General features: G+C 59.8%; 14 protein-coding genes. 4 read left to right on the forward strand and 10 right to left on the reverse strand.

Translation table 11 applies throughout. From position 1 onward, the window contains the following. Positions 1–176 precede the first annotated feature (176 nt). The 3 genes from X756_RS0133660 to X756_RS1000000166560 all read left to right on the forward strand — a co-directional run bounded on the left by X756_RS0133660 (position 177) and on the right by X756_RS1000000166560 (position 3,563). Positions 177–1,115, forward strand: a complete 939-nt coding sequence (locus tag X756_RS0133660; protein ID WP_023728947.1) for a hypothetical protein — start codon at positions 177–179, stop codon at positions 1,113–1,115. A gap of 260 nt (positions 1,116–1,375) precedes the next feature. Next, positions 1,376–2,371 (forward strand): hypothetical protein, encoded by a 996-nt coding sequence (locus X756_RS0133665; RefSeq protein ID WP_023728948.1) that lies wholly within the window; start codon positions 1,376–1,378, stop codon positions 2,369–2,371. Between the two features lie 247 nt (positions 2,372–2,618). After that, positions 2,619–3,563: a toll/interleukin-1 receptor domain-containing protein gene (locus X756_RS1000000166560; protein WP_023728949.1), complete on the forward strand. Its 945-nt coding sequence runs from the start codon at positions 2,619–2,621 to the stop codon at positions 3,561–3,563. A gap of 216 nt (positions 3,564–3,779) precedes the next feature. Here the strand turns inward: X756_RS1000000166560 and X756_RS158850 are convergent, their stop codons facing one another. The 10 genes from X756_RS158850 to X756_RS158815 form a co-directional block, all read right to left on the reverse strand. Next, a complete protein-coding gene (locus tag X756_RS158850; RefSeq protein WP_156941337.1) occupies positions 3,780–5,837 on the reverse strand; it encodes a hypothetical protein in 2,058 nt (685 codons plus the stop codon). 403 nt (positions 5,838–6,240) lie between these two features. Next, positions 6,241–7,980, reverse strand: coding sequence for a VirD2 family relaxase/mobilization nuclease (locus X756_RS158845; protein ID WP_023728952.1), 1,740 nt, complete (start codon positions 7,978–7,980; stop codon positions 6,241–6,243). A 247-nt stretch (positions 7,981–8,227) separates the two neighbouring features. Then, complete coding sequence (locus X756_RS1000000167130; protein WP_245264451.1) at positions 8,228–9,307, reverse strand: lytic transglycosylase domain-containing protein; 1,080 nt, start codon at positions 9,305–9,307, stop codon at positions 8,228–8,230. Positions 9,308–9,320: 13 nt separating this feature from the next. Then, a complete protein-coding gene (locus X756_RS158840; protein WP_023728956.1) occupies positions 9,321–9,647 on the reverse strand; it encodes a DUF736 domain-containing protein in 327 nt (108 codons plus the stop codon). 45 nt (positions 9,648–9,692) lie between these two features. Next, a complete protein-coding gene (locus tag X756_RS158835; RefSeq protein ID WP_023728957.1) occupies positions 9,693–10,253 on the reverse strand; it encodes a S26 family signal peptidase in 561 nt (186 codons plus the stop codon). Then, positions 10,250–10,714 carry a DUF2840 domain-containing protein gene (locus tag X756_RS158830; protein ID WP_023728958.1) on the reverse strand — a complete coding sequence of 155 codons (465 nt, stop codon included), beginning with the start codon at positions 10,712–10,714 and terminating at the stop codon, positions 10,250–10,252. The genes X756_RS158835 and X756_RS158830 overlap by 4 nt, the downstream gene beginning before the upstream one ends. A gap of 319 nt (positions 10,715–11,033) precedes the next feature. After that, positions 11,034–11,918: a replication initiator protein A gene (locus tag X756_RS158825; RefSeq protein ID WP_023728959.1), complete on the reverse strand. Its 885-nt coding sequence runs from the start codon at positions 11,916–11,918 to the stop codon at positions 11,034–11,036. A 17-nt stretch (positions 11,919–11,935) separates the two neighbouring features. Further along, complete coding sequence (locus X756_RS158820; protein ID WP_023728960.1) at positions 11,936–12,226, reverse strand: helix-turn-helix domain-containing protein; 291 nt, start codon at positions 12,224–12,226, stop codon at positions 11,936–11,938. Positions 12,227–12,360: 134 nt separating this feature from the next. Then, on the reverse strand, positions 12,361–13,002 hold the full coding sequence (locus X756_RS1000000166575; protein ID WP_050589224.1) for a DUF2285 domain-containing protein: 642 nt from the start codon (positions 13,000–13,002) through the stop codon (positions 12,361–12,363). A gap of 291 nt (positions 13,003–13,293) precedes the next feature. Further along, entirely contained in the window at positions 13,294–13,572 is a 279-nt protein-coding gene (locus X756_RS158815) for a DUF2285 domain-containing protein (protein ID WP_023728963.1), read from the reverse strand. Positions 13,573–13,697: 125 nt separating this feature from the next. On the opposite strand from X756_RS158815, the gene X756_RS158810 reads away from it, so the two are divergent. After that, positions 13,698–13,913, forward strand: coding sequence for a helix-turn-helix transcriptional regulator (locus X756_RS158810; protein WP_023728964.1), 216 nt, complete (start codon positions 13,698–13,700; stop codon positions 13,911–13,913). Positions 13,914–14,105 lie beyond the last annotated feature (192 nt).

Below are 14,105 nucleotides of genomic sequence, written 5' to 3' on the forward strand. Positions count from 1 at the left end.
AGATACGCAAGGACAAAAGGCTCGCCAGGTCAGCGGGTCGTAGCCCGACGTGCAAAGACTTGTCTGGTGCGATCGGTCGTTAACGAGATAGGTAGAAGTGCTCCGCAAAGGATATCCCGCTCTTGCAAAGCGGTTGGACCTTTGGAGAAGCACCGGTGGTTTTCCAGCGAGGGGACATGACCGAAATCACGATCAAGAATTTCGACAGGTCATTGCCTGACCGCTTCGTTGTGCAACTGGAGGAAGCGGCAGAGAAGGGTTGGTGGCGTGATGTCCTCGAAGACCGCGAACTTGTGATTGGGCTTCGCGGCAAATCCCTGAATGTCTACTGGAAGGGTCAGTCAATCTTCAAGGTCGAGGCAGGACCGCTCTCACTCAGGGCAAGCACTCACGAGAAATTCCTGCTCGACCCGAAGCTCGGCGGTCAGATCGACTTCGATGGTGAAAAGTTTGATGTCGCCGCGCTAGGGACCAAGGCCTTCCTCAAACATTATGAAGGGCCTGCATCGCTTGCTCTCATAAAGCGCGCGGCGGGCATCTATTCGGGCAGGGAAAAACGCGGTTGCCATTCTATTGCAATAGCGAATTCGCAGGTAATCGACGTGGAGATTGCACTACCCGGAAGTGTCGAGCGGAACGAACCGGGTGACGAGGTCACTTCACCACGTATCGACCTGCTCGCATTGGAGCCGCGGGGGACGGACGAGGCCCGGCTTGTGTTCTGGGAGGCCAAAGACTTCAAGAATGCGGAACTGGGCAGCATACGATCCAGACTTCCGGCACCGGTTCTGGCGCAGATCGCGGCCTATCGCGCCATCCTGGACGGCTATCGGCACGATCTGGAAGAAAGTTACACCAGGTTGTGCAGCAACCTGCGCAGGATTCGCGGCGCAGCCGGTCAGGGCGTCCATCCATTGGTGGACGAAATCGCCGCCGGCACGCGGAAAGTCACACTAGGGGACGCACCGCAGGTTAACCTTCTGGTCTTCGGCTTTGACGCCGGCCAAAAGGACTATGCGGATTGGCAGGCACACCGGGCCGCTCTCGAGCACGCACTCGCTGCAGATGGCGGTCGCCTGTATGCGGTTGGTGATCCCAAAGGCAAACGACTTTGACGCTGTCCCATTGCCCAACTTGCATGTCAAAGACTGGCGGCTGATTGATCTCGTGCACAGGATGCCGATTGTTTGAATGCTCTACCTTGCGGCCTACTCTTGCAAGCAGGCATCAAGCGCTAAACCTTGATGTGACAGGCATGACCGCATGCCCGGCCGCTGCGAGGCATAGCGGTCCGAGTGAACTATCAGCTAGGTGCCACAAACGGACATTCCTGGTACCGGTGGTCTCCAATCTCTTCTGGGAACGGGGATCGTAGATGATTGAACTGCTAACAGATCAAGCCGAGACTGATCGCTTGTTCCGTGACTGGGCCGATGCTTTGATCAAGGGGAGCGCCGAGCACGACAAGGGATGGGTGATCGAGGGCACCGGAGTAGTCTTCGCTAACAACCGACATGGTCGACCGGGCGCGATCGAGAACCAGGTTGTGCTCGGTATTGATTCGAGCCTCGGTACGTGGGTTGTGAAGATCGTCCAACCTGACGTTGCGCAGCAGGACAAGGGCAAGCTGACTGCAATTGGCCGCAACGAGCAAGGGCGGCCGTTCCTGCTGCGGCAAGGATGGCTGAAGAAAAACCCGATCTCGCGCGAGGTGCGAGGGGACTTCGCAGAACTTAGCGGATTGGAGGCCGTCCCGGTGAGGGCGCGAGGACAGCTGTCGTCTCGTGAGTGGTATGTCGTTGCAGATATTTCATCTAAGGGCACCATTCCGGAAAAAACCGCCGCCTTCACGAATGCATGCTCAAGAGCTCGGTCTAAAGCAGGCGGTGGGACATCCAAATCCGCCGAACCTGAGACATATCGGTATGGGCTGGATGAACAGGGGCGCACCAAGGAGGTGACGATCACGGGGGGAACCAAGGAGGTCGAGGACATGCAGGGGTATGTTTGGGCCGAGCTGAAGAGACTGATCGGAAAGCCGCTGACAAAGCCCACCAAACACGGGTATGCGGTCGACGCGATGATCGAGCGGGCCAAGGCTCTCATCGAGATCAAGACAGGAGTTTCCGCTCATGACATCTACGAGGCAGTGGGGCAACTAACCCTCTACCCATCATTGATAAAGCTGCCTGACGACCTTGAGCCCGTTCTCCTAGTTCCGGATCGGCCATCGCTCAGGCCTCAGATAGCCGCCGCACTCGAAGCTCAGGGAATTGAGGTGCACTTGTACTCGATCGGGAGCGTGGGGAGGACACCGACGATCACTTTCTCACCCAAGTTCCTTCGGCGCTGCCGACGACGGATCCTCTGAGTGTTCCTTGTGATCAAGGCAGAGCGACATTGCGATAGCCTGCCTGTAGATCCGCCCCGGCTGTGACCGGCACAGCAATCGCCACCCGCTCTAGACCCTGGACTGTTGATCGCTTTCGTTGGCGGCGCGGACTGCCGTCACGGCATTGAAGTGGGTGCTGGCTAGGCGCAATGCCTTGCGTTCGACTGAGCCTTGACCAGATACTCTCCGCACGATTCCCTCCTCTCAAGTTCATGGAAAGTCTGACATGACGGACTTCTTCATCAGTTACACCCATGCAGACCGGGAATGGGCAGAATGGATAGCTTTCGTTCTTGAGGAAGAAGGCTTCACGACCAAGATCCAGGCGTGGGATTTCCGGCCTGGTAGCAACTTCGTTCTTGAAATGCAAAATGCCTCAGAGAAGGCCGAACGCACGGTCATGGTCCTCTCGCCTGATTACTTGAACTCCAAAATGGCGGCCCCGGAATGGGCAGCCGCGTTTTCGAAGGATCCGCAAGGGCAGGATCGTCGCATCGTTCCGGTCATGGTGCGCGAATGTCAGCCTAAGGGTCTACTGCCGACGATTGTGCAAATTTGCATTCAAGGCATGGACGAAGAAGATGCCCGCGCGGCATTGATCGCCGGCATCGACATGAAGCGGGCCAAGCCACAGACGCGGCCACAGTTCCCTGGTTCAGCGACCGCACATGTCGAACACAAGGACTTTCCCGGCCCCGCAACCGCAATGGCTCGGCGGGTATCGGTCATTCCTGCTTTGAGGTCGCGACCGACCGATCGCGACGTCCGAAAATTCGTGAAGGACGGTTTTGCGATCATCCGGAACCGGTTCTCGGTGAACCTCGGCGAGGCGAGCCAGCAGGACTCAAGGATCGAAACCGACTTCACCGAAATGACGGCGACGGAGTTTCGAGCCGAGCTGTTCGTCGACGGCAAGAGCAAATGCGATTGCCGGATATTTCTGGGCGAGATGTTCGGACCCAACAGCATCTGCTTCTCGGAAGGACGCTCGACGGGCAACTCGGCAAATGAAGTGCTTACACCGGCCGATGGCGACGAACTGGCCTTCTCGGCCATGATGTCCATGGGCTACTCGGACTTCGAAACGAAGATTGACACAAAGCGAATGACGCCGGATCAGGCCGCCGATTATTTCTGGAACCGGTTCGTAGCCCCACTAGCCCACCGGTGATATCGCGTCTACCCGTCTCCACACGGGCAAGTGGCGGCAAATACAGGCCGTGCAATCACGTTCGGTCTCGGGAAATCGCGAGGCGGATATCACCGTTCGAAATGCGGCGCAAAGCTGCCGTGCAGACATTTGCGGATGCGGAATTTCAGCCGCTGGCGTTGGAATTTCCAGAAGCCGACTTTCAATTGCGCACCAAAACCCACCTGGCCAATCTAACTAGCGGTACGGTACCCCCTGAATGCCGTAGTAGGACCGGAAGGTCGGATCAGTCAGGTTGAATAGGCCCGCCACGGTCGCCAATCCGCAAGCGTTGGCATCGAGGATGGTTGCTGGGTCCTCCAGATCGTATCTGGAGACGTCTGGTACCTCGTAAGTTGGGTCCAACTGGTGCCGGAGCTCCGCGCACCGGTCAACGGCGGTGGTCGTTTCGAGGATTTTATTGAGACTGGCGCGGGATAGCGTCCATCCAAGCGGCAAGTCTAGCGCGCTGGTCGCGACTAGGTTGCTGTGCATGCCCGAGTCAAGTTCGTTTCCCTCGATACAATCGCTGAGGCAGAACGACTCGGTGGCGTTGAGCAGAGCCAGATGACCTCGAGCCGTCCGAGTGTTGAGCATGGTGGTCAGCGGATCCAGCCAGAAGGACTGGGGTGGGTCAGGTGAGGTAAATGGCGTGCCCCATCGTTCCGTGAAATCGGCGCTGGCGACGTAGCTGATATGGACGTGAACATCGCAACCCCACTCGACGTCCTGATCGAAATAGGTGTCGACACGAAGTTGGCAGCGTTGGCCCGGTTGGTCCGGGAAGTAGAGAACGTTGCAATCGGGTGGTAGGTCTCCTCCGCAAGGCGACGGCTTCTCCAAGCCACGAATAACGCTTGCAAGTTCTGTGGCGGTATCGGCGCCCGAGTTCTCGAAGTAGCCACCATCGGCCAGGAGCACGTCGCTGGCGAAAGGTATTCGTGCTGTCGGCGTCAGCCAGGGAAATCTTGCACTGATGCCGATCGCGGTGCTCATGCTCACGCTAGCGTCCGTGCTGGGGTGGTAGTCGCCGTATTCCGCCGAGAGCGGCGAGAGCATGTATCTTTCGCCAGTCCGGACCTGTGTCGCGACAAAGATCTGAGCCGGGGTGGCACCTGTTGGCTGCCAAGAATCTTCAATGGGCCTCGTGAAATACGAATCGGTGCCGGTGCCAGACTGCTCTATGGATTTCTCAAGCGCGATCGCACGGTCGGTTGGGACCGGAGATGCCGGCAGCAGAGCGTTGGGAACATCTGCAAAAAGGAAGGCTGCCAACACCGGAGCGAGGTGGTCGGCAAGAACGGGGTCCAGATTGATCTGGCCGTCGATCCGTTGACAGGCAACGACATCCGTTCTCTGAGCAGCGTCCGATACGGTGCTCGCGAATAAAGCATCTCCCAGGCTGCCACCGGACACGCCGACGCTAGCGAGCACGTGTTGCGAGAAATTCGGACACAGCTTTTGTAAGGTTTCCAGCACTGCGTAGGCGTGCGCCGCGGCAGTGATGCCTCCCCCGGCGGCAGAAGTGATGATCACAGGATAGGGGCGCTTCGCATCCTTGTAGGCGTTAAGATCTGCTCTGCTCAGGATCCACGCGGAGAACCTCTCCCTGAAGAACTCGGAAGTGCCTTCGCCGGGAGAGATTCTGCGCGCAGCGTGTTGTATCGGATCGAATACCAGGCACAGCATGAATATGCCCAGAATTATGTTGCGGGCACGTAGTGGGATCAGCAACATGCCGGCGATCCCGACCGTCAACGCGCCCAGTCCAAAGAAGACGATACACACCGAGCCGATGACCCGAGGAAAAGACACTGGAAAGGTAATCGTCAGGATGAGCGCGCCCAAGTAAAGGGCACCGACGGTCCCCATCAGCCAGACTAAGGCTCGTCCTGCGTGCGGCACCAGCCTACGGCTGGCGATCTCAATGATGAGCGTTCCTGTGATGGCGGCAACGAGGCTAGGTATCCAGGCATCAGGCGAAACGCGGACGAGGGACAGACAAGCCGCGATCAACGGCAGGGAGACGGCGACACTGTCGGTTATTGGCTGAAACTGACCTCGAGCCGCTAGGAAGGAGAGGTGAGCCAGAGCGAGTAAGCAATTGAAGGTCACCAACATAACCAGCAGAATAACTGGTGACGGACCCTGGCTCGCCAACTGGTCTCGCAACTGACTGGGAGCGATGACGAATAACTCGGTAAGAGCAAGGGAAAATAGCAGCACGGGAAATCGATTGATAAGCCAAGCCGGCATGAGCGCCCCTCCGAAGCCGACAACATTGCCGGTATCCGCGAGGCAATCATCGCACATAAGTTAAATATTATTAAGCCTTCTATTGCGACGGCTGCGTGCCGGGATGGTTGAAAGAAGCGACCAGGCCGACTTATAGGGAACCGCTGAGAATTTCACTGATCTTAGCAAGGAAGTCCCGCGTTTCAGTCATTTCGCGGGCATGAGGTATATGTTCGATTTGGCTTCTTTGCGCGCTGTTGGGATTGAACAGACATCCGTCAACTATTGGATCTGTCATTTGCGGCTGTGATGATTACCACGGTGCCCAAAAGAACGAATGGCCGCTTTCTGGGTTAAGGAACCGTTGGCCCGAAAGGCTAAGTTGCGGCGCAATCCGGTCCGAACGACCTCGCCAAGTGCACGATCAAATCCCGAGTGATCTTTTTCGTCCGGCATTCCACTCAATACCGCGAGTGCCCTGCGCCACACCCGAAACATGCCTGCCGAGAAGGCGTTCAAGCGACGGTGACCACGGCACGAGGCTGAAGCCAAGCCCGTCGTCGATCATGGCGAAGCGCCCGGAGGCGAGCGAGAATCGCCGTCGATAGATGCCAGCTATTGGATCACGGTCGCCGGTCTTTATGAACTGAAGACCTGTCTCGGCCGTGAGTTTCGTGCCGAGAGCGTCGATCTCTCGGCTGCGCAACGTATCGATTAGGTTACGGGCAAGAATGACACGCTGAGGCTCGCGCCGGCCGAGCCCCTGCTCGCTCAGATAATCGGTGCGACCCTTCAGTGCCTGCTTGACCTCCGCGCCGAATCCCCCCTCGCCGAGTTCGGCAGGCTCGCTGGCGACGAGTTGCCGGTCGAGCCAGGTCGCGCCAAAGGCGCGGACCTGTTCTTGGATCGAGAGGTCGGAGCGGACGGCAAGCGCGATGCGTCCGCGCCCGTTCGCATCTTCGTAGCGGCGTAGCTCGACGATGGACCCGGATGCGGAATCGCCGGTGGCAGCGAGATCATGAAAGCTGATGTGATGCGCGCGTCCGTCGATGCCGTCGACGATCGCGTAGGCCGAGCCACGCAACTCGTCGTCCAGGCCGCGCTCCAACAGTCGCCCGATGACAGGCGTGTCGATTTCTTCAGCCGCTAGGACATAACCAGCCGCTGGCCTGTCGATGCCATGACCAGCGAGACTGCGGTGCATGCGCTTGATGATGTCATCGCGTTCACCGAGCGCGCGCAACGTGGGTTCGGCCTCATCCGCCATGGTCCATTGGCCGGGGCGCATCTCGCTGGCGAGGCCTAGGCTTTCAAGCCTTCGGAGTCGCCCGACCTTGAGTGTCAGGAACTCGTCGGGTTGGCCGTCGGGATGCGGCGCGAGATCGATGACGCCATGGCGATAAGTGTCTCGTACAAGTTGGCGGTCGAGCAGTGTCCAACGTTCGCTGTCGATCTGCCGCTCGATTGTTTGGCGGATGTCGTGATCCGTGCGTAGCCCAAGTGTCTGGGTGAGGATGTCGCTCGCCCGGTCGCGCATGCCCTGGCGTATATAGTCCCGTGAGATGACCAGGTTCTCGCCGTCGTCGGCAACACCGCGCACAAGAATATGAACGTGCGGATGTTCGGTGTTCCAATGGTCAACGCCGATCCAGTCGAGCTTCGTGCCGAGATCGCGCTCCATGTCGACCATGAGGTCACGAGTAAAACTCTTGAGGTCGCCCAACTCGTGGGCGTCGTCGGGTGATACGATGAAACGGAAATGATGCCGATCGTCCTTGCAGCGATCGGAGAAGGTATCATGATCGGCCTCGTCCGTGTCAGGGCCAAACATCGTCGCCTTCTCGCCGTCGCGCGTCACACCTTCGCGACGAAGATATTTGAGATGAGCAACGAGCGGCGTCGATCCATTGAACTGGCGAACGACGCGTGCCTTTACGACTGCACCGCGTGAGCGGCCGGTAATGAGGCGATTTGAGCGGATGCTTGCCGATATGCCGCGACCGAACGTCGAGGCGCGTCGCGAGACCAACTGGCCTTTGCGCGAGATATGACCGCCCGCCCGCTGTGCCGATGCCAGCGCCTGGAATATGAACGGGCGAGCGCGCTGGCCGGCGCGGGAGCGGATACGGCCAGGGCGCACACGAAAATCATCGTCCCTATTCATGGCGAATGAACCCACGAGGTGCGGTTTTTACTGGAATGATTGAAAAAATGCCGGTCGCGCGCATCACCATTTACGTCAGCACATTCCAAAGTGGGGCGAAAACCATAAGAAAAACAGCCAACCAACCGAGCCGCACATCGCGGCCCTTTATCCTGCCATCCCTCTCCGTCATCGCTCACAGCCAATCCTCCCGCCGCAATTTCAGCGACGGACCAGGCCGGAGTACGATTGACCAGGAATGCTGAGATCATTGTGGAGTCGCGGAGGAACCCTGCACAAACGGGCTATGAATAGCGGGGTTCGGATCTGATCCACGTTCACTGCGCGAGCCGTCCGGTTGCGGTACGAGCGCCGTAAGATCGGTGACCGCTTTGTCCACCGGTGCTCGCACGGTGGGTGAGCGGATCGCCGTGAACACAGTTTTGAAGGGAACATTGGTCTGATGATCGCCTTGCGAAGCCGAGCCCTTCCATGTGTTCGCGACGTGCGCGAAAATCGCCGCTTCGAGTGCGCTCGCCCTGCCCGCTCCATGGCGTGGATGCGTCGGGACAGGCATCGAACCGTTGACCAGCGGCGCGAGTTTCCTGACGTAGTCGATCGTCTCACGCGGCAGCGGTCGGCCGGTCGCGAGGTGCTCTTGGTATCGCCCAGGACCAGCATTGTATGCGGCGAGGAAACCGTTGCGGCCGAACCGGTCGAGCATCTCGCGAAGATACGCTGCACCCGCAACAATGTTGTCGTGCGGCTGATAAGGATCGTCACCGAGGCGGTACCTGGTGCGCAGTTCTTGCCATGTCGGCGGCATGATCTGCATCAAGCCCATTGCGCCTTTGCTCGACACCGCATGAACATCACCAACGCTCTCGACATGCATGACGGCGCGGAGCAGCCGCTCGGAAATGGCAAAGCGTGTGGCAGCCTCTCGGATATGCGCCGACCAGGGATCAGCGGACGAGATGACGCTGCCGGAGTGCGCCGGCCGCTCACGATGCGCGGAAGGCTCTGCACAGACAGTAGACGCCGGGAGGGCAAGCATGACGCTTGCAGACAGTGCTGCAATGCCTCGGCAGATAAAAGCACATGCACCACGATCCCGACGCGCCTGCAGCCTGCCGCCATGCTCGCTTCCGTCAAGGGCAAGGCTTCGCCGGCCGGACTTGCTTGCCGCAAACTGCGGCGCCATGAACGTCCTGAACGACCGGCAAGCGTCCGGCCGCCCTTGACCTTCGCTGTGCGCGGTGGCCGCCTGACAGGCGATCGGGTCGAAGGGTTTGAACGGCGCCCGATCGATCAAAGGGTTTGACGCAGAAAGGCCGCTGGAGCGCAATCGGAGCATCCGATCAGCCTCGCTCGTCGCGCTTCGACTGCCGGCTCCAGTGCAGGTGCCAGACGCTTTTCTCGGCATCGGACTGGAACAGATTGGCGCGGATCGGCTGCGTGAAGGACGGATCGTCAATGGAGACAGAAAGATAAGCGCCAGCTTTCTCGCCGGTGCGATCCCACGCCGCGCCGATCTCCATGCCTTCGCAGAAGACGCGATGGTCTGGCGCGTTTTCTGCGTCCGATTTCTCGGCAGGCAGGATGGCGAGTTTCGCACCGAGCGTCAGCGTTGAGACGTTGCCGAAGAAGCCGTCATCGTTGCGGGTGAAGGTGCCGATCTGGGCCACTGCGTTGCTCCTTTCATGAGCGTTCGTGAGGGTTGGTGCGAGCCGTCACGGCTCGCGGCGATCCGCCTCGCTGGAACCACCCGACGCCGGCGAAATGCGGTCGTTGGTCCAGACCGGGACCGCGCGACCGATGATCGAATTGAGCGGGAGTGGCCCGAAATAGCGTCCGTCAAAGCTGTCGGCTGCGCGCCAGTTCATGAGGAAGACTTCGTCATTGCGAACGACTCGGCAGCCTTGCCAGACGGGCAGCGGCCGGCCGCGACTGTCACGTTCGAGCGCACGTCCAAAGGCCACGCCATAGACGATGATGGAGCCGCCTCGCCGGCACACCATCGTGCCTGCGAGTGCCAACACATGCTTCAGCAGCGGCACGCCGTTCGGCAAGTATTCGCGTTGGGCAAGCAAATCCGCCAGTGGCTTGGGCGGCATGACGACGGCGGTATCGGAAACGCCGATCCTGTCGACCGGCTCGACGCGGTAGAGCCCGACCGGGACGCTCGCTGACGCATTCCAGATCAACTTCGGTCGATGGTCGAACCATGCCGGCGCGGCGACCAGGACCGCACCGCCGAACGTCGCGACGATGATCGTTGCGCGCATGCTCATGGCTCAACTCGGCGGCGCAGGAGCCATGCCTCATGGCGCTGGCGAGTGTAGGGCCTGGGCGCCTCGCGCGCGGCGAACCTGCTGTGGGCATGCCGCCAGTAGTCCGGCGACACATCAATGGGATCGATGCCGATCGCTTCGATAGCGTCGATGATCTTCAGCACCTTCTCGACGTTCGGCCATCCGATAGCGGTGAGCAGTATGTCGGCGCCAGGACGCACATAGGCGACAGTCGAGCAGCGCTCGCCAGTGGCGACAGCGCGCAGGATATCGATGCGGGAAGCGACAGTGCCGAAGTCGTTCGCGGTCCACCGAGCGAAGGCGAAGATGCTGCCTGGCGTAAAGGAGACGACACGACGGCTACGGTCGATGCTCCTGTTGGAAGCAACCTGGCCGAACCGGGTATAGTTCTCGATCCGCTTCTTCAGCCACACCAGTTCGACATGGGTAAGATTGCTCATACTGGCCCCGATGACCGAAGGTCAGCAGTCAGCATGGCTACACGCGGATCAAAGAAGACAGCTGTGCTTCGGGAAGAAAAACGGGCGTCGATCGTTCTCGGCCTGGCCGAAAGATCATGGCTCCGCTGTCGTCCACAGCCCCGCGGATGAGCGCTTTCCGTTAGAAAGAATCCGAAGGATTCACAGTTAGAAACGTTAGAGGAGCAGGTTCGGCAATCGCCGCAATGACTTAAGCCCGATTCCGGTTCCTGATAGCACGGGAATCCGGTTCCCGATGGCACGGGAGTTGCGGTTCCTGATAGCACGGGCCTGTCCACAGTCATTTCACAGCCCTCGTGGTGCGGCTACGTGGCGCCCCCTGCGTTACGCCGGCGCTCGCGAATGGATCGACCGGGTTGAGTTGGAAGTTCAGGCGTGACCGACCGTCGGGATCGACGGAGAGTGCCAGCCGGTAGCCCGGCAGCGGCTGGCGACGCACGATCTCGCGCAGGTCGAAGGTGAAGCGCTTGAAGGGCGACAGGCTGCCGGACTTCACGTGGAGATGGCCGAGATCAAAGCTCCAACCATAGGTCTGGCGGCCACCGTGTTTGCGAACGAGACGGTAGAGCCAGCGCTCCAGGCCGCCCGTCAGCCCGAAATATTGGCGGTCGATCGTGAGAATAAGTGCATCGTCGATGACGCCGGCATAAAACCAGTCGGGCAGGATGAGCTCGATGCCAAGTGGGCGCCCGCTGACGTCCATTCGCTCCTTCCATTCGTTGATCCAAGAGAATCGATGTCGCCGCCGCTCGGACGACTGGCGGATGGAAGTGGCAACCGTGGTCGATTGCAGGCGGTCCAGCGCGGCCTTCAGTCTGTCGTAGCTATGGGCGGAATCACCCCGCTCGATGAAGGCAAGGATCTCGTAGGGGGTGGCCGCCATCAGACGCGACGTGCGAAGGCCTTTGTCACGTGCATCGGCAATCTGACTGGCAGCCCAGATGAGGATGTCGGCGTCCCAGATCGTCGCCATGCCATGTTCGATCGTTGCCTCGACGCGGATCGAAACCTCGCCCATGCGAAAATCGATCGGTGTCATGCGGCGGGATTTGGCTAGCGAGAAGAAAGGCCACGACATGAGGTCTTGCGCATCGCGTGCCGCGATGACACTGGCGCGCGCTTGAAACAAATCAAGCTGCCCCTGATCGGTCGAGCGAAGCTGCATTGTCCTTGCACCGCAGATCAGGAGACGCGATCGCGCCGGCCGGCATAGGCCGGCGCACACGCCGCATGCGGCTTGGCAGGCGGAACTAAGGTCGCGTTCTCATCACTGGTGGAAGTGCGCGCGCCAAGTTCGATCCAGGCGTGCAGGTCATCGATGTCGTAGAGGACGCGGCCGCCGACCTTGCGGTACTTTGGACCCGTGCCATAGGTCCGGTGCTTTTCCAACGTCCGAGCACAGAGTCCGACGACGCGCGCCGCTTCCTTCGTTCGCAGGTATTTTTGGGGCGCGTCCGCGGGACCCTTCGACATCGCTCGATCTCCATTCGGTTTTGCTGTCGCCCTGGCCTGCCGGGACGCGCGAAACGGACGATGGTCGAATTGAGGAAAAGCGAGGGAGGGCAAACATCGGGTGATGTGTTTTCGCTACCCATGCGAGAAGGGTTTCAGCGATCGGATTTTCGGCTGCGGCTGTGAGGATAGAAGAGGAGGTCGCGGTAGCCGCCGGCCACAAGGCGATCCGCCCTTCGCAGGATCGCCCGAATCTTGTGCCGGAGATGATGATCGCGCCAGTCTCGAGGCGCGATCGACTCTCGTGACAAAAGCGCCTCCGCGATCTCGCGGTAGGTGGCCCCTGCGCTGCGGGCGTCATATGCGCGCAGATTGAGTGTATGCCTTGTCTTCGTTTGCTTCGGCAGCGCGCCGTACACCGGGCCAGATCGTTGACCGTTGAGCGCCCGCCAGAACCGGCGCGCTGCGTCGAGCCTCGTCTCGAATGCCGCATCGAGTGGCAGAACTATGGCGTTGAATTCGGTCGCGCCGCTGCGGATGTCGGTGACGAGATTATTTGTTCCGGTCGTTGCCGGCCAAAGAATATGAAGCTCGTCTGCTTTCCAAACGGCGGCGCTGCCTAGGCTGGTAAGTTGGACAGTCTGATGCGAAGGACTGACTGACGATCGGATTTGCGTGGCCCGCAGCACGCGCGGCGAGGCCAGTTCCGTCCAGACGATGTTCCCAGCTAACGGAAGCCCGTCACCGGTGACGGTGAAATCGCGCGCCCCAACGAGCGATGAAGTCGGGCAGACCAACAGGTTCTACGGCACCTGGGAGATGTGACGACAGCTGGCCGCACTCGGCGACAAAGTCGTCGTTCCGGATCAGATATTCGGCAGCGAACTCTGCAGGCTCGTAGCCTTGCATGTGCGCGTAGGCTTCCGGGTCGGTCCAATCGCCTTGCAATGCGCCAAATCCTCTCCCGATGCCCGCACCAGGCCGCAGGCCCTGCAATCAGCATCCAGGCCGATACAGAAGTTGGGTAGTTGGAGAGTCGGCAAACCGCTGTGCTGATTCAGCAAAGCGTGGCGAGTCGCAAGCAGCACTTAGTGCGGGGCACCGCCCGCCAGGAGATATCGATAGCCGTTCGTCGTCATCCACCGGGCGCGTGCGAGATGCGTCTCCCACGACCTGAATGCGCGTTCCGGTTCTTGCTGAGGATCGATATGTAGAACGATCTTGGCGACCTCACGCCAATCCGCATCTTCCGCCGCGGCGTCGAGCAAGCGGATATATGTGAGCAATCGCTCCTCGTCATAGCCGGTCAGGATTGGCGCATCCGGCGCGACGTCGGCGACATCGGGATCGAGCAGCGGCTTAAGCACAGTATCAATCGCTGATATTTTGGCGGCGATCCCGAAGGAACTATCATCCAAGTCGAGGTCCGATCATAACGAATAGGAACGATCATTCCTAGAACGATAGTTCCCTTTCTGGTCCCTAATCCACCATGGATCTCAAGGAGATCATGGCGGTCAACATGCGTCGTCTGCGCCATGACCAGAACGTGACGCAGGAGGAACTGGCCGCCAGCTCTGGACTGAGCATGCGCTACGTCGGATCGATCGAGCGCGCCCGGGTTTCGGCAAGCGTCAGCGTTCTTGGTAGGATCGCAAAGGCGCTAAATGTGGACCCATGCGAGTTGATCAGAAAAACGACACGGTGAACTGATTGCGGGATGGCGCACCTGGCCCGAAGTGCACCAGTTCCGAACATGAGAGCAGTAGAGTCGCGAGCCGGGCAGAGCCCGGCGAGCGGCCGCCGTATTCAAAAACGACAGCACGCCGACCCCGATGATCTGGTTGCTAGATATTCTTATGCTATGACGGTCTCGTTGATACGGCGGACCTGATAGGCC

This window comes from Mesorhizobium sp. LNJC405B00, assembly GCF_000502615.1.
Lineage (GTDB): Bacteria > Pseudomonadota > Alphaproteobacteria > Rhizobiales > Rhizobiaceae > Mesorhizobium.

Excerpts from the sequence above, each read along its gene's own strand:
- X756_RS158845 (WP_023728952.1), bottom strand. The coding sequence starts at position 7,980 with ATGAATAGGGACGATGATTTTCGTGTGCGCCCTGGCCGTATCCGCTCC.
- X756_RS1000000166560 (WP_023728949.1), top strand. The coding sequence starts at position 2,619 with ATGACGGACTTCTTCATCAGTTACACCCATGCAGACCGGGAATGGGCA.
- X756_RS158830 (WP_023728958.1), bottom strand. The coding sequence starts at position 10,714 with ATGAGCAATCTTACCCATGTCGAACTGGTGTGGCTGAAGAAGCGGATC.
- X756_RS0133660 (WP_023728947.1), top strand. The coding sequence starts at position 177 with ATGACCGAAATCACGATCAAGAATTTCGACAGGTCATTGCCTGACCGC.
- X756_RS158825 (WP_023728959.1), bottom strand. The coding sequence starts at position 11,918 with ATGCAGCTTCGCTCGACCGATCAGGGGCAGCTTGATTTGTTTCAAGCG.
- X756_RS158835 (WP_023728957.1), bottom strand. The coding sequence starts at position 10,253 with ATGAGCATGCGCGCAACGATCATCGTCGCGACGTTCGGCGGTGCGGTC.
- X756_RS0133665 (WP_023728948.1), top strand. The coding sequence starts at position 1,376 with ATGATTGAACTGCTAACAGATCAAGCCGAGACTGATCGCTTGTTCCGT.
- X756_RS158850 (WP_156941337.1), bottom strand. The coding sequence starts at position 5,837 with ATGCCGGCTTGGCTTATCAATCGATTTCCCGTGCTGCTATTTTCCCTT.
- X756_RS158820 (WP_023728960.1), bottom strand. The coding sequence starts at position 12,226 with ATGTCGAAGGGTCCCGCGGACGCGCCCCAAAAATACCTGCGAACGAAG.
- X756_RS158810 (WP_023728964.1), top strand. The coding sequence starts at position 13,698 with ATGGATCTCAAGGAGATCATGGCGGTCAACATGCGTCGTCTGCGCCAT.